20 protein-coding genes and 1 tRNA gene are annotated in these 19,390 nt (G+C 65.4%); 14 read left to right on the top strand and 7 right to left on the bottom strand.

Going from position 1 to position 19,390, the window contains the following annotated elements; all coding sequences use genetic code 11:
• The first annotated feature begins 114 nt into the window (after positions 1–114).
• The 4 genes from bamA (at position 115) to rpmE (ending at position 4,325) form a co-directional block, all read left to right on the top strand.
• Positions 115–2,832 (top strand): outer membrane protein assembly factor BamA, encoded by a 2,718-nt coding sequence (bamA, locus tag GRI62_RS04715; protein WP_131452236.1) that lies wholly within the window; start codon positions 115–117, stop codon positions 2,830–2,832.
• Positions 2,832–3,527, top strand: coding sequence for an OmpH family outer membrane protein (locus GRI62_RS04720; protein WP_131452237.1), 696 nt, complete (start codon positions 2,832–2,834; stop codon positions 3,525–3,527). The genes bamA and GRI62_RS04720 overlap by 1 nt, the downstream gene beginning before the upstream one ends.
• 28 nt (positions 3,528–3,555) lie before the next feature.
• On the top strand, positions 3,556–4,005 hold the full coding sequence (gene fabZ / locus GRI62_RS04725; RefSeq protein ID WP_131452238.1) for a 3-hydroxyacyl-ACP dehydratase FabZ: 450 nt from the start codon (positions 3,556–3,558) through the stop codon (positions 4,003–4,005).
• A 92-nt stretch (positions 4,006–4,097) separates the two neighbouring features.
• Complete coding sequence (rpmE, locus tag GRI62_RS04730) at positions 4,098–4,325, top strand: 50S ribosomal protein L31 (RefSeq protein ID WP_131452239.1); 228 nt, start codon at positions 4,098–4,100, stop codon at positions 4,323–4,325.
• Between the two features lie 68 nt (positions 4,326–4,393).
• Here rpmE and GRI62_RS04735 read toward each other — a convergent pair whose 3' ends face one another.
• Together GRI62_RS04735 and GRI62_RS04740 are read right to left on the bottom strand one after the other, a co-directional pair.
• Positions 4,394–4,840, bottom strand: a complete 447-nt coding sequence (locus GRI62_RS04735) for a GFA family protein (RefSeq protein ID WP_131452240.1) — start codon at positions 4,838–4,840, stop codon at positions 4,394–4,396.
• A 1-nt stretch (position 4,841) separates the two neighbouring features.
• The gene (locus GRI62_RS04740) at positions 4,842–5,474 is read right to left on the bottom strand and encodes a prolyl hydroxylase family protein (RefSeq protein ID WP_131452241.1); all 633 of its coding nucleotides are present in this window, start codon (positions 5,472–5,474) and stop codon (positions 4,842–4,844) included.
• Between the two features lie 192 nt (positions 5,475–5,666).
• On the opposite strand from GRI62_RS04740, the gene GRI62_RS04745 reads away from it, so the two are divergent.
• The 10 genes from GRI62_RS04745 to GRI62_RS04790 all read left to right on the top strand — a co-directional run bounded on the left by GRI62_RS04745 (position 5,667) and on the right by GRI62_RS04790 (position 13,872).
• Positions 5,667–5,743, top strand: a tRNA-His gene (locus tag GRI62_RS04745).
• A 49-nt stretch (positions 5,744–5,792) separates the two neighbouring features.
• The gene (locus GRI62_RS04750) at positions 5,793–6,857 is read left to right on the top strand and encodes a Glu/Leu/Phe/Val family dehydrogenase (RefSeq protein WP_131452242.1); all 1,065 of its coding nucleotides are present in this window, start codon (positions 5,793–5,795) and stop codon (positions 6,855–6,857) included.
• 84 nt (positions 6,858–6,941) lie between these two features.
• Positions 6,942–7,700, top strand: a complete 759-nt coding sequence (gene ccmC, locus GRI62_RS04755) for a heme ABC transporter permease CcmC (protein ID WP_131452243.1) — start codon at positions 6,942–6,944, stop codon at positions 7,698–7,700.
• Positions 7,693–7,833, top strand: a complete 141-nt coding sequence (gene ccmD, locus GRI62_RS04760) for a heme exporter protein CcmD (protein ID WP_131452244.1) — start codon at positions 7,693–7,695, stop codon at positions 7,831–7,833. Before ccmC ends, ccmD begins: the two co-directional genes overlap by 8 nt.
• Positions 7,830–8,291 (top strand): cytochrome c maturation protein CcmE, encoded by a 462-nt coding sequence (gene ccmE, locus GRI62_RS04765; RefSeq protein WP_234032756.1) that lies wholly within the window; start codon positions 7,830–7,832, stop codon positions 8,289–8,291. Before ccmD ends, ccmE begins: the two co-directional genes overlap by 4 nt.
• 10 nt (positions 8,292–8,301) lie before the next feature.
• Positions 8,302–10,248 carry a heme lyase CcmF/NrfE family subunit gene (locus GRI62_RS04770; protein ID WP_131452245.1) on the top strand — a complete coding sequence of 649 codons (1,947 nt, stop codon included), beginning with the start codon at positions 8,302–8,304 and terminating at the stop codon, positions 10,246–10,248.
• A complete protein-coding gene (locus tag GRI62_RS04775; protein ID WP_131452246.1) occupies positions 10,245–10,787 on the top strand; it encodes a redoxin family protein in 543 nt (180 codons plus the stop codon). Before GRI62_RS04770 ends, GRI62_RS04775 begins: the two co-directional genes overlap by 4 nt.
• Entirely contained in the window at positions 10,784–11,215 is a 432-nt protein-coding gene (locus GRI62_RS04780) for a cytochrome c-type biogenesis protein (protein WP_373282990.1), read from the top strand. Before GRI62_RS04775 ends, GRI62_RS04780 begins: the two co-directional genes overlap by 4 nt.
• Entirely contained in the window at positions 11,212–11,907 is a 696-nt protein-coding gene (locus GRI62_RS04785) for a tetratricopeptide repeat protein (RefSeq protein WP_131452247.1), read from the top strand. The genes GRI62_RS04780 and GRI62_RS04785 overlap by 4 nt, the downstream gene beginning before the upstream one ends.
• Before the next feature lie 72 nt (positions 11,908–11,979).
• Positions 11,980–13,872 carry a potassium transporter Kup gene (locus tag GRI62_RS04790; RefSeq protein WP_131452248.1) on the top strand — a complete coding sequence of 631 codons (1,893 nt, stop codon included), beginning with the start codon at positions 11,980–11,982 and terminating at the stop codon, positions 13,870–13,872.
• A 28-nt stretch (positions 13,873–13,900) separates the two neighbouring features.
• Here the strand turns inward: GRI62_RS04790 and GRI62_RS04795 are convergent, their stop codons facing one another.
• From GRI62_RS04795 to GRI62_RS04815, 5 genes are all read right to left on the bottom strand, one after another.
• Positions 13,901–14,560 carry an inner membrane-spanning protein YciB gene (locus GRI62_RS04795; protein ID WP_131452249.1) on the bottom strand — a complete coding sequence of 220 codons (660 nt, stop codon included), beginning with the start codon at positions 14,558–14,560 and terminating at the stop codon, positions 13,901–13,903.
• 131 nt (positions 14,561–14,691) lie between these two features.
• Entirely contained in the window at positions 14,692–15,615 is a 924-nt protein-coding gene (gene ftsY, locus GRI62_RS04800) for a signal recognition particle-docking protein FtsY (RefSeq protein ID WP_131452250.1), read from the bottom strand.
• Positions 15,612–16,778 (bottom strand): MiaB/RimO family radical SAM methylthiotransferase, encoded by a 1,167-nt coding sequence (locus GRI62_RS04805; RefSeq protein WP_131452251.1) that lies wholly within the window; start codon positions 16,776–16,778, stop codon positions 15,612–15,614. The genes ftsY and GRI62_RS04805 overlap by 4 nt, the downstream gene beginning before the upstream one ends.
• Entirely contained in the window at positions 16,775–17,584 is an 810-nt protein-coding gene (dapF, locus tag GRI62_RS04810) for a diaminopimelate epimerase (RefSeq protein WP_131452252.1), read from the bottom strand. The genes GRI62_RS04805 and dapF overlap by 4 nt, the downstream gene beginning before the upstream one ends.
• 64 nt (positions 17,585–17,648) lie before the next feature.
• Positions 17,649–19,307, bottom strand: coding sequence for a putative bifunctional diguanylate cyclase/phosphodiesterase (locus tag GRI62_RS04815; protein WP_234027370.1), 1,659 nt, complete (start codon positions 19,305–19,307; stop codon positions 17,649–17,651).
• Between the last annotated feature and the right edge of the window lie 83 nt (positions 19,308–19,390).

The following is a 19,390-nucleotide window of genomic DNA, read 5'->3' on the forward strand; positions in this document are numbered from 1 at the left end:
TTACCCCCACAGGGCCGGACTGGCCGGGGAACGGGACGGGTCTATCGCCCGCATGCCGCAGTCGGTGCGGGAATGTCGAAATGGGCCTGCGACGGCCCTTGAATTGGACGGATAATGGGTTCCAGGGCCAGGACGATTTCAGCCTCGCATTACGCCGCAGCCTTGCTCGGCTGCACCATGCTCGCCGGTCTTCCGACCGCCGCCATGGCGCAGGACGGGGATGCTGCCGCCGCGCAGCAGCAGGCCCAGCCAGCGCCCGCTCCCGCCGCGACCCCCGCGCCGGCAGCGTCGCAGCAGGGCACGGTCATCCGCACCATCGCCGTCGCCGGCGCGCAGCGGCTGGAGCCGGAGACGATCGTTTCCTACATCCAGCTTCGCCCCGGCATGGTGTACACCGCGGCCGCCGCCGACCAGGCGCTGATCGACCTCGCCAACACCGAGCTGTTTGCCGATTTCCGTATCGATTTCAACGATGCGACCGGCGCGTTGACGATCGCGGTCGAGGAGAACCCGATCATCAACCGCGTCCTTCTCGAAGGCAACCGCCGCCTCGAGAATGACGAGATCAGCGAGGAGATCAATCTCCGCCCGCGCCAGATCTTCACGCGCAGCCGCGTGCGTGCCGACGTCGCCCGCATCATCGAACTGTACAAGCGCCAGGGCCGTTTCGCCGCGACGGTCGAACCGCAGATGGTCATGCTCGACCAGAACCGGGTCGACGTGATCTTCGAGATTTCCGAAGGGCCCAAGTCCAAGGTCCGGCAGATCAACATCATCGGGAACGAGGTGTTTCCCGACAGCCAGTTGCGCAGCGAGATGCTGACGCGCGAGGACAGCCTGCTGTCCTTCTTCAGCTCCAACACCAGCTACGATCCCGATCGCATGGCGTATGACCAGCAGCTGCTGCGCCAGTACTACCTGACCCAGGGCTATGCCGATTTCCGCGTCATTTCCGCCGTTGCCGAACTTACCCCCGATCGCCGCGACTTCATCATCACCTACGTGGTCGAGGAAGGCGAGCGCTACAAGTTCGGCGATGTCGAGGTCGTCAGCCAGCTGCGCGACTTCCAGAGCGACGTGCTGACCCAGCAGCTGACCATCGCCACGGGCGACTGGTACAACGCCGAACGGGTCGACCAGATCGAGGAAGGGCTTACCGAAACCGCCGGCGCCTTCGGCTATGCCTTTGCCGACGTGCGCCCGCGCATCGTGCGCAACGCCGAAGACCGCACGATGGACGTGACCTTCACGATTTCCGATGCGCCGCGTGTCTACGTCGAGGCGATCGAGGTCAACGGCAATACGCTGACGCAGGACAAGGTGATCCGTCGCGAGTTCCGCATCGCGGAAGGTGACGCTTTCTCCACGTTGCAGGTTGCCCGCACCACGGCGCGCATCAACTCGCTGGGTTACTTCCAGGAGAATTTCGAGGTTACCCAGGTCGAGGGATCCAGCCCCGATCGCATCATCCTGCAGGCCAACGTGCAGGAAGAGCCGACCGGCCAGCTGTCGCTTTCGGCGGGTTTCTCCAGTCTCGAAAGCTTCATCTTCAACGGCTCGATCCAGCAGAACAACTTCCGCGGTCGCGGCCAGACCATTGGCCTTGGCATCAACTACTCGCGGTACTCGCGCTCTGCCAACATCAGCTTTACCGAGCCCAAGGTTTTCGACCGCGATATCGCCGTGGGCGCTGACATCTATCGCAACGAATACAACAACGGCTATTTCGACCGCGACAGCGCGACATACGAACAGACGACGACGGGCTTCGGCGTGCGCGTGGGCGTGCCCTTGTCGGAATACATCAACCTGCTGGGCCGCTACACGCTCAACTACCAGCAGATCACCGTCGACGAGACGCAGTTCTTCGCTGACTTCGATGGCGACGGGGTGTCGCAGTGCGAGCCGCTGATCGCCGGTCGCTATCTGTGCGATGCGCTGGGCAATCGTCTGCAGTCCATCCTGGGCGCGTCCTTCAATTACAACACGCTCAACAGCCGCCAGCGGCCGACCGCGGGCACCAACGCATCGCTCTCGTTCGATATCGCGGGGCTTGGTGGTGACACCCAGTATGCGCGTGCCCGTCTCAACGCCGCGCGGTACTGGAACCTTGGCGCAGGCTTCATCGGCTCGGTCTCGATCGAAGGCGGCTACATCTACGGCTGGGGTGACGAGGACGTCCTGCTGACCGACCGGTTCTTCCTGGGCGAAGGGCAGATGCGCGGTTTCGACGTCCGCGGCATTGGCCCGCGCGTGATACGCCGCTTCTATGTTGACGAAAACGCGGACGGGGCAATCGACGCCGCCGATCTGCTGCCGCTCGGCGACGATCGCAACCAGGACGATTCGCTTGGCGGCAATGCCTATTACCTGGCGCGTGCCGAGGTGGAAATTCCGCTCGGTTCGGGTGCGCGCAATCTCGGTCTGCGTCCGTCGGTGTTCGTCGACGTCGGATCGGTGTTCAACGTCACGCGCCCGCAGCTGACCGAAAGCCCGCTGCCCGATGGCCTGTTCATTCCCCAGCGCGATGGCAGCGGCAACCCGCTGTTCCTGCAACCGACCCGCGATGCATCGGGTGCGATCACCGGCACGACCCTGGTAATCAGCCCGATCGGCCCGGACGGTTCGACCAACCAGCCGGTCGGCCAGGCGCTGCCCCCCTTCATCGAGGAATTTGTGGGCGACACGCCGTCTCCCCGCGTTTCGGCCGGCATCGGCGTCAACTGGAATTCGCCGTTCGGTCCGTTCAGGATCGATTTAGCCTATGCGCTGCTTAAGGAGCGCGGGGACGAAACCAAGCTATTCTCGTTCAACGTAGGAACCCAATTCTGATGATCATCAAGACCAAGGCGGCCTTCGCGGTCGTGTTCGCCGCGGGCGCGCTGGCCGCAACCACCGTTGCCGTGCCCGCCGCCGCGCAGGTCAACGGCATGGGCACCGTCGACCTTCCCAGCGTCGTCGCCGGGACGCAGGCGTTCCAGACCGCCTATCAGCAGATCGCCACGCAGTATCAGGCGCAGCGCACCACCATCCAGCAGCGCCAGCAGCAGCGCCAGCAGCTGATCCAGACCTTCGATACCAATGGCGACGGGCAGATCAGCGATGCCGAAGGCGCTGTCGCGCAAGATCCCAACAACGCCACCGTGCGCCAGGTGCAGGCGATCGATCAGGAGCTGCAGAGCCTGCAGCAGCCGATCGACCTTGCGCGCCTGTACGTGGTGACGCAGATCGCGCAGCAGTATTCGGCTGCCGTGCAGCAGGTCATTTCGGAACGGAACATCCAGTTCCTGATCCAGCCCGAGGCGCTGGCCTATGCGCCCGATGCGGCGAACGTCACTCCGCTGGTTACCGCGGCGCTTAACACCCGCGTGCCGTCGGTCACGGTCACCCCGCCAGCCGATTTCCAGCCGAGCGAGGCCGGCGTGCAGCTGTTCCAGCAGATCCAGCAGCTGCTGGTGATGGCCGCGATGCAGCAGCAGGCGGCAGGCGCCCAGCAGCAGGCACCCGCGGCGGCGTCTGGCCGCTAAGGCGACGGACGACTGTGAGGGCAGGGCAGTGAGCGAAACGTACGACATTCCGCGGATCCTCAAGGCCCTGCCTCACCGGTATCCCATGCTCCTTGTCGACAGGGTCGAGGAGCTGGTGCCGGGGGAGCGGATTGCCGCGATCAAGGCAGTCACCTTCAACGAAGGGTTTTTCCAGGGCCACTTTCCCGGTCGCCCGATCATGCCCGGTGTCCTCCAGATCGAGGCGCTGGCGCAGGCCGCCGGCATTCTCGGTATCGAGACGATGCAACTGGCGGACAGTGGCAAGCTCGTCTATTTCATGGCGATCGATAGCGCCAAGTTCCGCGCTCCGGTGGAGCCTGGCTGTCTGCTGAAGCTGGATGTCAGCTTCATCCAGCAACGCACCCGCATCTGCAAGTTCCACGGCAAGGCCTCGGTCGACGGCAAGGTCACTTGCGATGTCGACTTTACCGCGATGGTTGCCGATCCGCCGAAATAGAGTTGCTTTCGCAGCGCGCCGGGGTTAGGCGCGCGCCTTTCCCAACCACAGCTGGACCGGTCGGAACCGATCCGAGGCTACGGAGACCTGCCATGAAGGCCGATACGCATCCCCAGTACCACATGATCAACGTCAAGATGACGGATGGCACCGAATTCCAGACCCGCAGCACCTGGGGCAAGGAAGGCGATACCATGAACCTGGATATCGATCCGACCAGCCACCCGGCCTGGACCGGCGGCCCGCAGCGTCTGCAGGACGGTGGCCGCGTGGCGAAGTTCAACCAGCGTTTCGGCGGGCTCTCGCTGACGAAGAAGTAAGCGCCGCGGCAATCGCGAACCTTGCAAAAAGGGCGGTCCCGAGGGGCCGCCCTTTTTCTTCGTACTGGCTAGATCAGGTCGTTCGGCCACATCTCGTCAAGCGTCGCTTCGAAATGCATGTCGCCCGCCTTGCGTCGCACGCCGCCGTTGTCGGACGAGTGGTTACGTCCGTCGAACACCGGCACGATGGCGAAATCATCGTAGGGATCGACGCCTTCCAGCGTGGCCGTGTTGATGGCATATTTGTCCGGATCTGATCGCGCTTGGTGGAACAGGTGGATGCCGCAGACCGAGCAGAAGCGATGCTTCGCCGCGCCGGTGTTGAAGGAATAGCAGTCGAGCAGGTCCTCGCCTGCGGTCACTGCCACGGCGTCGACGGGGACGTAGACCATGACCGCGCCCTTCATGGCGCACATCGAGCAGTTGCAGCGCGAGGCGACCAGGCGCTCATCGGGAAACTCGGCGGCGTATTGCACCGTGCGGCAGTGGCACGCGCCCTTGCGTATCGTGGTCATGTCAGTGCCAGTGCCTTTCGCGATACCATTTCGTGATGACGTACTTCACGCCCTTGCGCACCTTCATCCCGTGATGGAGCGTGGCGGGGTTGAGGGAACCGTCCTCGCGGTGATTGTCCCAGCACACCAGTTTGCCCGTCTCCGGCTGAAAGGTCTTGCCGATCACCTTGAACCGTGTCGCGCCGCCGGCCTCCACCTCGTTGAGATAGATCATGAAGGTCCAGGTGCGATTGCCCGCGACCGCGCAGAACTTGTGAAAGTCCGCCCCCTGCGGTTCGAAGAAATCGGTGTGGTTCTTGAATTCCTGTCCGACGTCGTAACGCTGACCCTGCACCGGCTCACCGTGGGCGGGATCGATGCCATTCAGCGCCAGCAGCCGGGCCTCCAGATCCTGCACCGCGGGTTCATCGGCGGAGAGGTCGCAGGTCTCGCTGGTGCGGAAATACTTGTCCCCGTTGGCATCGGCGATGGTCGAGGGGCGGCGATCCTTGTCGATCAGGGCGATAAGCGCGCGGCACAGCGTGGGGGGCAGAAAGTGCGGGCAACTCAGCACCGTCAACCGGGACGATGGCACCTGCCGCATTCCCGCGTGACGCAAAAGCACCTGCGCCGATGTTTCTCCCGGATTCGCCATGCGTCTTCATAGGCAACTGATGTGGCCCGCGAAACCCCGGGAAACAATCTTGCGTGCAGCGGCGTGTCACGCACTTTTCGCTTTGCTTGCAGACCTGCTTGTGTAACAGGCCGCCGCCTGCGCGTCACGCCGCTTGACCGGTGTGCGCAGGACCCTACAGCCGCGCCGTCAAGCGCGTGCTCGCGTGGTGTGGCGACCGTAGCTCAGTTGGTTAGAGCGCCGGTTTGTGGTACCGGAGGTCGCGGGTTCAAACCCCGTCGGTCGCCCCATTTTCCGCTAGGGCAGCGCGTCGCAACCGCTTTAAGGGGCACGCGAAAAATGTCGGCTTTCTGGACCGAACCCGATTGGGACGAGCACGAGCGCGTGGAGGTCGTCCACGATCGCGCCAGCGGCCTTACAGCGATCATCGCGCTGCATTCCACGCATCTCGGCCCCGGCGCCGGCGGCACCCGTTTCTGGCATTATCCTGATCCGGCAATGGGGATGCGCGATGCGCTGCGCCTCAGCCGCGGGATGAGCTTTAAGAATGCCATGGCCGGATTGCCGATGGGCGGGGGCAAGGCCGTGGTCCTGCTCGATCGCAAAGGCACGAAGACGCAGGCCATGCTGCACGCCTTCGGTGACGCGGTGGAGGCCATGGGCGGCCGCTACGTTACGGCAGAGGATGTGGGCGCCAGCGTCGCCGACATGCAGGAAGTCGCCACCCGCACGCAGCACGTCTGCGGCCTGCCGGTGAACGAAGGCGACGCCGGCGGCGATCCCGGTCCGTTCACCGCGATGGGCATCTATCACGGCATCAAGGCCGCCGTGGCGCACAAGATGGGCAAGGACTCCATGCAGGGCGTGCGCGTTGCCATCCAGGGCTGCGGCTCGGTGGGCGGCGGCACGGCGCGCCTGCTCGCCAAGGATGGCGCGCGACTGGTTCTGGCCGACATCGATGCCGAACGCGCCAAGGCCCTGGCCAGCGAAGTGGGCGGCGAGGCCGTGGCGGTCGACCAGATCATGGGCACTGCCTGCGACGTGTTCAGCCCCAATGCGCTTGGCGCCGTGCTCGACGACGCTGGCATCGCCCAGCTCGATTGCAGCATCGTGGCAGGCGGCGCAAACAACCAGCTCGCCCGGCCGGAACATGGCCGCGTGCTGCACGAACGCGGCATCCTGTATGCGCCCGACTACGTCATCAACGCCGGTGGCATCATCAACGTCAGCCTCGAATACCTGTGCCGCCAGCATGGCGAGCCGTGCGACATCAACGAGGTGCGCAAGCGCATCGCGCAGATTCCCGGCCGCCTGCAATCCATCTGGGACAAGAGCGATGCCGACGCCAGGCCGTCGAACGAGGTCGCCGACGCGATGGCGATGGAACTGATCGGGCGGGGCTAGTGCGGTCGCGGCCCTTGCCGCGCCACCTGCACCCTGCCAAAGCGATGGCGCGCTTCTTGCTCGCTACTTGCCACTGTCCGGACGATGCACGCCTACGCCAATCCTGCCCGTTTTCTGAAGCTCGCCCGATGGCTGACCCCGCTGTTGCTGGGGGCGGGGCTGTTGCTGACGGCGGGCAGCATGATCTACGGCCTCGCCTTCGCGCCGGCCGAGAGGTTGCAGGGCGAAACGGTGCGCATCCTGTTCATCCATGTCCCCGCGGTGTGGCTGGGCATGGCGGGGTGGGCCACCATTGCCATTGCCAGCTTCGCCGAACTGGTGTGGCGGCACCCGCTTGCCGCGCTCGCCGCGCGCGGGGCGGCGGTGCCCGGCGCGGTCTTCACCTTTCTTGGCCTTGCGACCGGGTCCATCTGGGGGCGCCCGGCATGGGGCACCTGGTGGGTGTGGGATGGGCGGCTGACCAGTTTCCTGGTGCTGTTCTTCCTGTTCCTGGGCTATATCGCGCTGGCGCAGGCCGTTGCGCGAGAGGGCGGGTCGAGCCGGGTTCCGGCGATCTTCGGGCTGGTCGGCGCAGTCAACATTCCCATCATCCACTTCTCGGTGCTGTGGTGGAACAGCCTGCACCAGCCGCCCAGCATCACCACCGGCGGCTCTGCCATGTCGGGTGAGTTCCTCTCGGGCCTGCTGGTCGCCGTGCTCGGTTTTTCGCTTTTGTTCGGCGCGGTGGTGCTGATGCGTATGCGCGCCTTGCTGGCCGAAACGCAGGCCGAGGCGCGCTTGCGGCGGCGCGCGTTGCAGGGCGATATGCTGATTGATGGTCCGGGCGAACCGGCCGATGCGTGAGGCGCTGGACCAATGGCCCTTCGTGTGGGCAGCCTACGCGGTGGTCATCGTGGGCATCGCACTCCTGCTGGGGTGGAGCTGGCTCGCGATGCGCCGGGCCGAGGCGCGCCGTGACGCGGTGAAGCGCCGGTGAGCGCCCCGCTGAAAGCCAAGCATCAGCGACTGGTGCTCATCTTGCTGGCCTTTGCCGCGCTGATCGGCGCGACTTTGCTGGCGATCTATGGCCTCAGAAATCAGGCGAACTATTTCTACGTCCCCGCCGACGTGGCCGCCAATCCGCCGGAACCAGGGCAGGCGATCCGCCTGGGCGGCATGGTGGAGGAAGGCTCGCTCGCCACGGCGGCCGACGGTATCACGGTCACCTTCGTCGTTCAGGATGGCGCGGCGCGGGTGCCTGTCACCTTTACCGGCATCGTGCCCGACCTCTTCACCGAAGGCAGCGGCGTGGTGGCCGAGGGCAGCATGGGCGAGGGCGGTACCTTCGTGGCTACCAACCTGCTGGCCAAGCACGACGAGAACTACATGCCACGCGAGCTGGAAGACATGAGCCGCGCACAGGCGCGTGAAACCGTGGCGGAAACCACCGAGTGAGCGTGACCGAATGATCCCTGAGATCGGCCTTGCCGCTTTGTGGCTCGCCGCCGCGCTCGCCGCGTTGCAGCTGTTCGCAGGGGCGCTTGGCACGCGTGGCACCGGGGGCGCGCTGGATGCCGTGGTGCGCCCGGCGGCCATGTTGCAGGCCTTGCTGTGCGCCGTCGCGTTTGCGTGCCTGTTGTGGGTCTTTGCCGTCACCGATCTCTCGGTGAAGCTGGTCACCGTAAATTCGCACTCGATGAAGCCGCTGATCTTCAAGATTTCGGGCGCCTGGGGCAATCACGAAGGCTCGATGCTGCTGTGGATCACCGTGATGGCCCTGGCCGGCGGCCTGATCGCACTGGTGGAGCGGCGCCTGCCCGAACGCAGCATGATGGCGACCCTCGCCGCGCAGGCCTTTGTCGGCCTCGGGTTCTACACCTTCCTACTGCTCTCCTCCAACCCGTTCGAACGGGTGACGCCAGCGCCGGCAGAGGGCAACGGGCTCAATCCGCTGTTGCAGGACGTCGGCCTCGCCTTCCACCCGCCCACGCTCTACATCGGTTATGTCGGCTTGTCGGTGGCCTTCAGCTTCGCCATCGGGGCCCTGCTAACGCGCAACGTGACGCCCGACTTCGCGCGCGTGATGCGCCCCTGGGTGCTGGCGGCGTGGATATTCCTGACGCTGGGCATCACCGCCGGCAGCTACTGGGCATACTACGAGCTTGGCTGGGGCGGCTGGTGGTTCTGGGACCCGGTGGAGAACGCCAGCCTCATGCCCTGGCTCGCGGCAACGGCGCTGCTGCACTCGGTCAGCGTGCTGGCGGCGCGTGATGCGCTGCGCACCTGGACGATCATGCTGGGGGTCGTCGCCTTTTCGATGAGCATGATCGGCACCTTCCTGGTGCGATCGGGCATTCTTACCAGCGTTCACGCCTTTGCCGTTGACCCCGAGCGCGGCAGTTTCATCCTGGCGCTGCTGGTGCTGTACATTGGCGGTGCGCTGGTCCTGTTCGCTCTGCGCGCCAGCACCATCGCCGAGGGGGAACGTTTTGCCGTTACCAGCCGGGAGGGGGCGCTGGTGGTGAACAACATCGCGCTGTCCGCCATCCTCGGCATCGTGCTGCTCGGCACGCTCTACCCGCTGCTGACGGAGGCCTTTGACGTGCGCGTTTCGGTCGGGCCCCCTTATTTCAACCCGGTTTCCGCGATCTTCCTGGTTCCCATGCTGCTGGTGATGATGGTCGGCCCGCTGCTGCGCTGGCGCGAGGACGGGTTTGCACGGATTCGCTGGCAGGTGATCGCCGTGTTCACCACGACGCTGCTGGTGCTGCTGGCGGTGTGGCTGATCGCCGATATCGCCATCCTGCCGCTGCTCGGCCTGGCGCTGGCCGTGGGGGTCGGCATTGCCAGTTTCCTGCCGATGGCCGGGCGGGCGCTGCGCCGCACGCCGCTGGCCACGTGGGGCATGTGCGTGGCGCACTTCGGCGTGGCTGTGGCGCTGTTCGGCATGGCAGCGGACAGCGCCTTCCAGCAGGAGCGGTTGGTCGCGGCGAGCGTGGGCGATGCGGTGGACGTTGGCCCCTGGCACGGTCGCCTCGCCTCGGTCTATCCCGTCGCCGGCCCGAACTGGACCGCGATCCAGGCCAATCTGCAGCTTTCCTACGACGACGGGCCGCAGATGCTGGCGCAGCCGCAATCGCGCAACTTCTGGACCCCGTTGCAGGAAACCAGCGAGGTGTCCCTGCTCACGCGCTGGAACGGCCAGCTCTACGTCGCTGTCGGCAACCAGGCGGCTGACGGGCGCTGGCAGCTCAGGTTGTGGTGGAAGCCGTTCGTCACCTTCATCTGGTATGGCGGCGTCCTGATCGCACTGGGCGGCGCGCTGTCGCTGGTCGGGCGCGTTGTAAGCGACCTGCGCCGCCGTCGCCGCCGTCCTGCGGACGATAGCGAGCTTGAGGGGCTGCCCGCATGAAGCGGCTGCGCATCATCCTGTGGGCCATGGTGGTCGTCGCTGCGCTGCTGTTCGGCCTGTTCGCCTACCAGCTCAGCCAGCCCAAGGATGCCTTCGTGACCAGCGCGATGGTGGGCGAACAGGTCCCGCAGTTCACTCTGGAGCCAGCCGCTGCCGACAGGCCGGGCCTCGCCGCTGCCGATCTTGCCAATGGCCGCCCGCAATTGCTCAACCTGTTCGGCAGCTGGTGTGTCCCTTGCCGGGTGGAGGCGCCCCAGCTGGAGATGCTGGAACGCCAGGGCGCGACCATCAACGGCGTGGCCTTGCGCGACCGGCCCGACGACGTTGCGCAATTCCTGGAGATTTTCGGCAATCCGTTCGCCCGCATCGGCCGTGATGACGTTTCCGAAATGCAGTTTGCGCTGGGTTCCTCGGGCGTGCCGGAAACGTTCGTGATCGATGGGCAGGGGCGCATAACCTACCAGCACATCGGCCCCATCATGGATCGCGACGTGCCCACGATCATGGAAGAATTGCGCAAGGCCGGGGCAGGCTCGTGATACGCTTGCCGGTCTTGCTGCTGCTGGTATTCGCTACCCCGCTTGCCGCGCAAGGCACCATGCCGCCCGCACCCTACGCCTACACCCAGCTGGAAGACCCGGCGCAGGAAGCTGCCGCGCGCGACCTGATGCACACGCTGCGCTGCCTGCAATGCCAGAGCCAGTCTATCGCTGATTCGGATGCCCCTATCGCTGGTGACATGCGCCACCAGGTCCGGTCGCGCATTGCGGCGGGGGACAGCCCCGATGCCGTGCGTGACTGGCTGGTTTCTCGATATGGCGACTACATCAGCTACGAACCGCAGGTGAGCGCGACCACCTGGCCGCTGTTCGTTGTTCCCGCCGTGATCCTGGTGCTGGCGCTGTTGCTGCTGCTTGCGCGGGTGGGCCGCCGCCGGGCGGGCGGAATGGGCGGGGTGGATGCATGACCTGGATCGTCGTCATCCTGCTGGCCCTGGCATGCTTCGCCGTAGCGGTGGTCGTGTTCCGCCTGCCGCGCGTGCTGTGGACCAGCCTTGGCGCCGCGCTTGCCCTCGGTCTTGTCGGCTATGCCTGGCAGGCGAGCCCGGGCCTCCCTTCGGCAAGGGCTGCGGGCGCCTTCGATGCCGGTGCGCAGGAGGTGGACGTGGTGGTCCAGCGGCAGGAGTTCATCGCGGACGAGGATCGCTCGACGGCCAACCTGCTGATCACCGCCGATGCCATGTCGCGGCGCGGGCGCCATACCGATGCCGCAGCCTATCTCGCCGGTGTCACCGAGCAGAACCCGGCCGATTTCGAAGGCTGGCTGGCGCTCGGCATCGCCTTGACAGAGCACGCCGAAGGCACGCTGACCGCGCCCGCGCTCTACGCCTTCAAGCAGGCCGCGCAGATCAAGCCCTCGCATCCGGGCCCCGGCTATTTCCTGGGCGTGTCCCTGATCCGGCAGGGGCGCTTGGCGGAGGCCCGGCAGGTCTGGGCCGAAACGCTGGCGGTCGCGCCTGTGGACGCCGCGGGCCGGGCCGGACTGGCAGACAGGCTCGAGCGCCTCGATATGCTCCTGGCCCAGTTGGCCAGCGACAATCCCGCAGCACCCGCAGGCCCTTCTCCTGCGGCTCCGATCCCTGGCAACACGAACCAATAGTTCCGTTTGCGGGGCACAGGGGGCGCTGCTAAGGGCCGCGCTTCGCCTCGCGGGCGAGCGAGTGATGACCTTATGAGTGCAACCACAAACGATCGCGAATCCGCCAAGCTCAAGCTGGCAGTCGGGGCTATCGGGATCGTCTTTGGCGATATCGGTACAAGCCCGCTCTACGCCTTTCGCGAAACCTTTCGCGGCCCTCACGAACTGCCCATCGACGACCTGCACATCCTGGGTGTGCTGAGCCTGATATTCTGGTCGATGACGCTGATCGTCTCGATCCAGTATGTCAGCATCCTGATGCGTGCGGACAACAAGGGGCAGGGCGGCAGCCTGGCGTTGGTGGCGCTCCTCTCGCGCACCATCGGCAAAACGCGATACAGCGGCGTGGTGGTCATGCTGGGCGTTGCGGCGACGGCGCTGTTCTACGGCGATTCGATGATCACCCCGGCAATTTCCGTGCTCTCTGCGGTAGAGGGCCTGAGCGTGGTCAACCCGGGGATGGAACGCTGGATCATCCCTATTGCCCTGGTCCTGCTGGTGTCGCTTTTCCTGCTGCAAAAGCGCGGCTCGGCCAAGGTCGGCATGATGTTTGCGCCGGTGATGTCGGTCTATTTCGTCGTGCTGGCGGTTCTGGGCGTTGGCTACATCTTCGCCGCACCGGAAATTTTGCGCGCTCTGAACCCTTACTACATGGTGCAGTTCTTCCTGACTGATGGATACACGGCCTTCCTCGCATTGGGATCGGTCGTTCTGGCGGTGACGGGGGCGGAGGCGCTCTACTCGGACATGGGGCATTTCGGTCGCGGACCGATGCGCCTGTCGTGGTTCGGTTTCGTCATGCCCTGCCTGCTGCTCAACTATTTCGGCCAGGGCGCCATGATCCTCAGCCTGCCCGATGCGGCGGCGGAAGAGGCGATCCTCAACCCGTTCTTCTATCTCGCCAGCGATGCCTATCGCCTGCCGCTGGTGATCCTGGCGACCTGCGCCACCTTCATCGCCAGCCAGGCGGTGATTTCCGGCGCCTTCAGCGTCACCCACCAGGCCATTCAGCTTGGTTTCGTGCCGCGCCTGTCGATCCGCCACACCAGTGACGAGCACGAGGGCCAGATCTACATCCCGGTCATCAACTGGATGCTGATGCTGGCGGTGATCCTGCTGGTGCTGTTCTTCCAGAACTCGTCCAACCTCGCCAGCGCCTATGGCATCGCGGTGACGGGGGCGATGATGATCGACACGCTGCTGATGGCCGTTCTGCTGCTGATGGTGTGGAAGTGGAAATGGTGGCTGGCGACGCCGGTGATCGCGCTGTTCGTGCTGGTGGACGGCGCCTATTTCGCCGCGAACCTGACCAAGGTGCCGGATGGTGGCTGGTTCCCGCTGATCGTCGGCGCGATGGCCTTCACCGTGCTCACCACCTGGGCCAAGGGCCGCGGACTGATGCGCGCGCGCATGACCGAGATGAGCCTGCCGCTGGACATCTTCGCCAAGAGCGCCCGATCCAGCACCACGCGCGTGCCCGGGACGGCGATCTTCATGAATTCCGGCTCCAGCGGCACGCCGTCCGCGCTGTTGCACAACATCAAGCACAACAAGGTGCTGCACGAACGGGTCGTTGTGCTCACCGTGCAGATTGCCGACGTGCCCTATGTCAAGGATGACAATCGCTGCGAGATCATGAGCCTTGGCGACGGGTTCTATCGCGTGATCCTGCATTACGGGTTCATGCAGGAAACCGACGTGCCTCAGGCCCTGCAACGGCGCGAGATGTGTGGCGGCCCGTTCGACATGATGAAGACCAGCTTCTTCCTCAGCCGCCAGACGTTGCTGAGCGCCGACAAGCCCGGCATGAAGGTCTGGCGCGAAAAGCTGTTCTCCTGGATGATGCGCAATTCGGCAACACCGATGGAGTTCTTCCGCCTTCCCACCAACCGCGTGGTGGAACTGGGAAGCCAGGTGGAAATCTAGCGGTCGGCGGCGCCGCCGGCCGGCCTCGTCACCCTGTCGGCGGCTCGTTCTTCAGCGCCTTTTCGGCCGCCTCTTCCGTGTCCCCGACGTCCAGCCCGTGCCGCATCAGCATTGGCACCTGGCTGAAGGTGAACAGGAAGGTCAGCGGCAGGAACAGCCATAGCTTCATGCCCAGCCACGTCTCGAAGCTGACGGTGTAGATCAGCACGGTGTTGAGTGCTGCCAGCGCGATGAAAAACAGGCCCCAGTTGCGCGACAGCTTGAGCCAGCCTTCGTCGGAAAGCCCGTCGAACGCGGCTTCCAGCAGCACCTTCAGCAGCGATTTTCCGCGTGCGTAGCCGATCAGCAGCACGGCGGCGAACAGCGCATAGACGATGCTGGGCTTCCACTCGATGAAACGTTCGTCCTGGAAATAGACCGTCAAGGCCCCAAAACCGACGATCAGCGCGGTCGACAGCATCAGCATGGGGCTGACCTTGCCCAGCCGCCACTTGCTCACCGCCAGCGCGATGACGGCGGCCACGATGAAGGCCAGGGTGCCACGGATGACGGCGAAGATCTCGCCCGCCATGTCGTTGTCGTTCTCCGGCGAGAAATACTTGTAGGCGAGGTAGAACACCACCAGCGGGCCGTAATCGACCGCCACGTTCAGCCAGCCGTTGCCCTTGGGTTTGGTTTGGGAAGTCATGCTTGTCCCATTATCGGGTCATCCTGCGCTTGTCGAAGGATTGTCCGCCTGTTCGATCCCCGGTGCGTGCTGGCTTGCAAGGGGGCCCCGCCGACCCGGTCAGGGCGAGCGGGGGGGATGGCACTCAACCCTTAAGCCACGCCTGCAATCACGCGCGCGACGAGATCGGGATCGAAGGGCCGCAGATCATCCAGCGTTTCGCCGACGCCGATGGCATGGATGGGCAGGCCGAACTGCTCGGCCGCCGCCACCAGCACGCCGCCGCGCGCAGTGCCGTCAAGCTTGGTCATGATGAGGCCGGTGACGCCCGCAACCTCCTTGAAGATCTCGATCTGGCCCAGCGCGTTCTGGCCGTTCGTGGCATCCAGCACCAGCACCACGTCATGCGGCGCCTCGGGGTTGAGGCGGCCCAGCACTTTGCGGATCTTGGCGAGCTCGTCCATCAGCTCGCGCTTGTTCTGCAGCCGTCCGGCGGTGTCCACGATCAGCGCGTCGATGCCCGTGTCGGTCGCCTGCTTGACTGCGTCGTAGACGATCGATGCCGGGTCGCCGCCCTCCGGCCCGGTTACGATGGGCACGCCGATCCTGTCTGCCCAGATCTTGAGCTGACCGATCGCGGCGGCGCGAAAAGTATCGCCGGCGGCCAGCAGCACGCCGTAATCGTCCTCCATGAACCAGTGCCCCAGCTTGGCGATGGTGGTGGTCTTGCCGCTGCCGTTGACCCCGATGACCAGGATCACTTGCGGGCGCGGAAAGGCGTTCACCTGTAACGGCACGGCGACGGGGCGCAGGATCGCGGCAATTTCCTCGGCCACCGCCTCGCGCAGTTCGCGTTCGGTCATGCTGAGGCCAAAGCGTTTTTCCGCCAGCCTGGCGCGGATGCGGGCGGCGGCGCTGGGGCCAAGGTCGGAGAGGATCAGCGCATCCTCGACATCGTCGAGCGTCGCATCGTCCAGCTTCGCCGTGCCGATGACGCCGGTCAGGTTCTCGGACAGACGTTCCGACGTCTTGCGAAAGCCGCCGAACAGCTTGTCGGTCCAGGTCGGTTCGCTCACGTCAGAAGCCCTTTTTCGTGTGCTGTCGGAATGATGGTGACCAGGGTGCCCGGCAGCGTTCCCCCAGGCACCGCGACCCGCGCGAAATTTGCCGCATAGCCGGTGCCGCCCCGTTCGGCGAGGACGCGCAGCGGAGTGCCCACAAGCGTGCCGAGCCAGACGTCACGTGCGGCGGTGCTGGCGGCGCGCAGGTCTGCGGCGCGGCGGCGGATGGTCTCGTGCGGCACCTGCGGCATCCGCGCGGCGGGCGTTTGCGGGCGGGGCGAGTAGGGAAAGACGTGGCCATGAACCACGCCCAGCTCAGCAATGATCGACAGGTTTTGCGCGTGATGCGCCTCCGTCTCCGTCGGAAAGCCGGCGATCAGGTCGGCCCCCACGGCCAGATCGGGACGGCGCGCGCGGATGCGGTTCACCAGGTCAACGGCATCGGCGCGGCTGTGGCGGCGCTTCATGCGCTTCAGGATCAGGTCCGCGCCGTGTTGCAGCGACAGGTGCAGGTGCGGCATGAGGCGTGGCTCGGCAGCGAAAAGGTCCTCCAACAGGGGATCGACCGCCGGCCCGTCGAGCGAGGAGAGGCGCAGGCGCGAAAGCTCGGGAAAGGCCCCCAGCACGGCAGCGACCAGTTCGCCGAGCGGCGGTTGTCTGGGCAGGTCGTGCCCCCAGCTTGCCGTGTCGACACCGGTGAGCACGACCTCTGGCGCGCCGTGGGCGAGATGGCGCTCGATCTCGCGCAGCACGTCGGCCACCGGCAGCGATCGGCTGGCCCCGCGCCCCTGCGGAATGACGCAGAACGTGCAGGCGTGGTCGCAGCCGTTCTGCACGGCGATGAAGGCGCGGGTGCGATCCTGCGGCGCGATGGCGCGCGTCGGCATGTTCCAGGCGCGGGCATCCAGCTTGGCGGCGTTGGCCACGATCCCGTCCACCTCGGGCATGGCGGCAATCTGCTCGCGCTCGATCTCTGATGCGCAGCCGGTAACGATGAGCCGGGCCGAGGGCCGATCGCGCCGGGCGCGGCGGATTGCCTGCCGGGTCTGGCGCACAGCTTCGCCAGTGACCGCGCAGGAGTTGACGACGACCACGTCCTCGCCTGCCAGCATCGCCGCAATCCGCTCGCTTTCTGCCAGGTTGAGCCGGCAGCCCAGATTGATGACCTGGGCGTTCAAGCGTAGTCGTCCCATTCGAACGAGCCGCGGTAAGCCTCGGTCGCGGGGCCGGTCATCACGATGTGGCCATCCTCACGCCAGGCGATAGAGAGCGCGCCGCCGGGAAGATGCACCGTCACCGCACGGTCGGCCAGGCCACGCCGCATCGCCGCAACCGCAGTGGCGCAGGCCCCGGTTCCGCAAGCCCGCGTCAGCCCGGCGCCGCGTTCCCACACCCGCAGGCGGATGGTCTTGCGATCCTCCACCGTGGCCACGTTGACGTTGATCTTGTGCGGAAAGACGCTGTCGGTCTCGATGATCGGCCCCAGCCGTTCCAGCGGGACGGCGTCGTTGTCTTCCACGAAGAACACGACGTGCGGATTGCCGACGTTGACGGCCGCAGGTTGTTCCAGTTCCTCCCAGCCCAGCGGCAGGGTGAGCGTATCCATGGCGTAGGCTAGCGGGATCGCGTCCCAATCGAACCTGGGGGGATCGAGCGTGACGGCGATCCCGTCCGCATCGGGGCGCAGTTCGACCATGCCGCCCTTGGTAGCCACGCGGGCCGGCTGGCCGAGCAGAACGCCCACCGCACGGTTCGCGTTGCCGCACGATTCCACCTCGCTGCCGTCGCGGTTGAATATGCGCATGGCGGCGCTGGCGGTATCGCTTGGTTCGAGAAGGATAAGCTGGTCGCAGCCGATCCCTTCGTGCCGGTCCGCCAGCGCGCGCACAATTGCGGGGGCGAGCGTGGGCAGGGCCTGCTCGCGCGCATCCAGCACGACGAAATCGTTGCCGAGGCCATGCATTTTCACAAAGGGAACCCGCATCAGCGCGGACCTAGGAGCGCCACCTGCAAACCGCAATGGCGAAGCGCCAAAGCGGCTTTAGGGGTCAGCCTGCCATGCGCGTACGTTCGGCGGCCATCGCGAGGTCGTTCGGGCGATCGTGCGCGCTCTTGAGCAAACCCAACCCCGCCAGTCGTTCGCGCGTTGCTTCGGCATTTTCGGGCCGGCCGTAAAGGTAGCCCTGGCCCTTGATCTCGCCCATGCCCTTCAACGCATCGAGCACCTTGCCGTTCTCGATGCCCTCGGCCGTCACCGGAAGCGACAGGCCCTTGCCCAGCGAGACGATCGCACGCACCAGCTCGCCGTCGGCCTGGTCGCTGGCGATTTCGCTCACGAAGCTGCGGTCGATCTTGAGCCGGTCGAACGGCAGCGAACGCAATTGCGAGAGGCTGGAATAGCCGGTGCCGAAATCGTCCAGGCTGATGCGGATGCCCTGGTTCTTGAGGCTGGAAACCATCGCGCGCACCGCCCCGACATTTTCATGCAGGCAGCTTTCGGTAATCTCGATTTCCAGCCGTGCCGGCGGAAACCCGCTTTCAACCAACAGGTGCAGCAGCTTTTGCGCGAACCACGGATCGCGCAGCTGCAGGGGCGAAATATTGACAGATAGGGTCAGGCTTTCGTGCCATTCGCAGGCATGCGCCAGCGCCTTGCGGATCAACCCCTCGGACATTTCCCCGATGACGTCGATTTCCTCGGCGATGGAAATGAAGATTTCCGGGCTGACCACGCCGTATTTCGGGGAATGCCAGCGCGCCAGCATCTCGAATCCCACGAGGGTTCCGGTCTCCAGATCGATCTGCTGTTCGTAATAGGGCTGGAACTCGTCGTTCCGCAAACCTTCGCGAATGCCGGTTTCCAGCTCGTTGCGGAAGCGCAGTTCGTCTTCCATCTGCGGTTCGAACCAGAAACTGCGGTTCCGGCCACGTTTCTTGGCGTGATACATGGCGATGTCGGCGCGGTGGATCAGGCGGTCGGCGCTGACCGGATCGGCTGCTGCGGCCTCTCCCCCGGTATGCGCCATGCCGACGGAGATCGTCGCCTGGATCGTAACGCCGTCGAAGTCGACCGGAGCGGAAACCTTTTCGATCATCCCGTCGGTCAGCCGGTCGACCCAGTCGCGCGCATGGTAATGGAAGGGCACGGCGCAGGCGAATTCGTCGCCGCCGATGCGAATGACCAGCGCATCGGCCGGCAAGTGCGCAGTGATGCGATCGGCGATGGTGGTGAGGACCCGATCCCCGGCCTGATGCCCGTTCAGGTCATTGATCTGCTTGAAGTTGTCGAGGTCGATCAGCATGATCGCGACCTCCTGCCCCAGCCGGGTGGCCTTTTCACGCAGCGCCTCAATCGCGGGCGGACCGCTGCGACGATTGAGGCAGCCCGTCAGCGGGTCGCGTTCAGCCAATTCGCGGGCGCGCTCCTCTGCCAGGCGGCGTTCGCCCACTTCACGGTGCAGGTCGTTGTATCGGCGCCAGCCGAAGATCACGAGGGCGATGTTCAGCAAGAGGGCGTTGGTCAGCACCATGTCGGGCGCCGGACCATTGCCCATCCACGCGCGCACGACCTGCGGCATCACCGAGCCGCCCGTTCCCACGAACAGGACGACCGCGGCAATGGCGATTCCCAGCGCGACGAGGTCGCGTTCGGCGGCGCCCAGCTTGCGCGGGTTCACAGCGACGGCTTCGGTTTTCGTCTCGGGCAAGTCAGCCCCCCTCAAATCCAGCCTCCGCTTTGGCAGGACATGTTCAAGGAACCGTTAATTGCCCCCGCTGGCGCCAGTCGCTA

The sequence above is a fragment of the Aurantiacibacter arachoides genome (assembly GCF_009827335.1).
Lineage (GTDB): Bacteria > Pseudomonadota > Alphaproteobacteria > Sphingomonadales > Sphingomonadaceae > Alteraurantiacibacter > Alteraurantiacibacter arachoides.

Bases quoted from the DNA above. Each gene is read 5' to 3' on its own strand.
- GRI62_RS04750 (WP_131452242.1), top strand. From the start codon at position 5,793: ATGTCGGCTTTCTGGACCGAACCCGATTGGGACGAGCACGAGCGCGTG.
- GRI62_RS04795 (WP_131452249.1), bottom strand. From the start codon at position 14,560: ATGACTTCCCAAACCAAACCCAAGGGCAACGGCTGGCTGAACGTGGCG.
- ccmC (WP_131452243.1), top strand. From the start codon at position 6,942: ATGCACGCCTACGCCAATCCTGCCCGTTTTCTGAAGCTCGCCCGATGG.
- GRI62_RS04775 (WP_131452246.1), top strand. From the start codon at position 10,245: ATGAAGCGGCTGCGCATCATCCTGTGGGCCATGGTGGTCGTCGCTGCG.
- ccmD (WP_131452244.1), top strand. From the start codon at position 7,693: ATGCGTGAGGCGCTGGACCAATGGCCCTTCGTGTGGGCAGCCTACGCG.
- bamA (WP_131452236.1), top strand. From the start codon at position 115: ATGGGTTCCAGGGCCAGGACGATTTCAGCCTCGCATTACGCCGCAGCC.
- GRI62_RS04740 (WP_131452241.1), bottom strand. From the start codon at position 5,474: ATGGCGAATCCGGGAGAAACATCGGCGCAGGTGCTTTTGCGTCACGCG.
- GRI62_RS04785 (WP_131452247.1), top strand. From the start codon at position 11,212: ATGACCTGGATCGTCGTCATCCTGCTGGCCCTGGCATGCTTCGCCGTA.
- dapF (WP_131452252.1), bottom strand. From the start codon at position 17,584: ATGCGGGTTCCCTTTGTGAAAATGCATGGCCTCGGCAACGATTTCGTC.
- GRI62_RS04790 (WP_131452248.1), top strand. From the start codon at position 11,980: ATGAGTGCAACCACAAACGATCGCGAATCCGCCAAGCTCAAGCTGGCA.
- GRI62_RS04735 (WP_131452240.1), bottom strand. From the start codon at position 4,840: ATGACCACGATACGCAAGGGCGCGTGCCACTGCCGCACGGTGCAATAC.
- GRI62_RS04770 (WP_131452245.1), top strand. From the start codon at position 8,302: ATGATCCCTGAGATCGGCCTTGCCGCTTTGTGGCTCGCCGCCGCGCTC.
- GRI62_RS04720 (WP_131452237.1), top strand. From the start codon at position 2,832: ATGATCATCAAGACCAAGGCGGCCTTCGCGGTCGTGTTCGCCGCGGGC.
- rpmE (WP_131452239.1), top strand. From the start codon at position 4,098: ATGAAGGCCGATACGCATCCCCAGTACCACATGATCAACGTCAAGATG.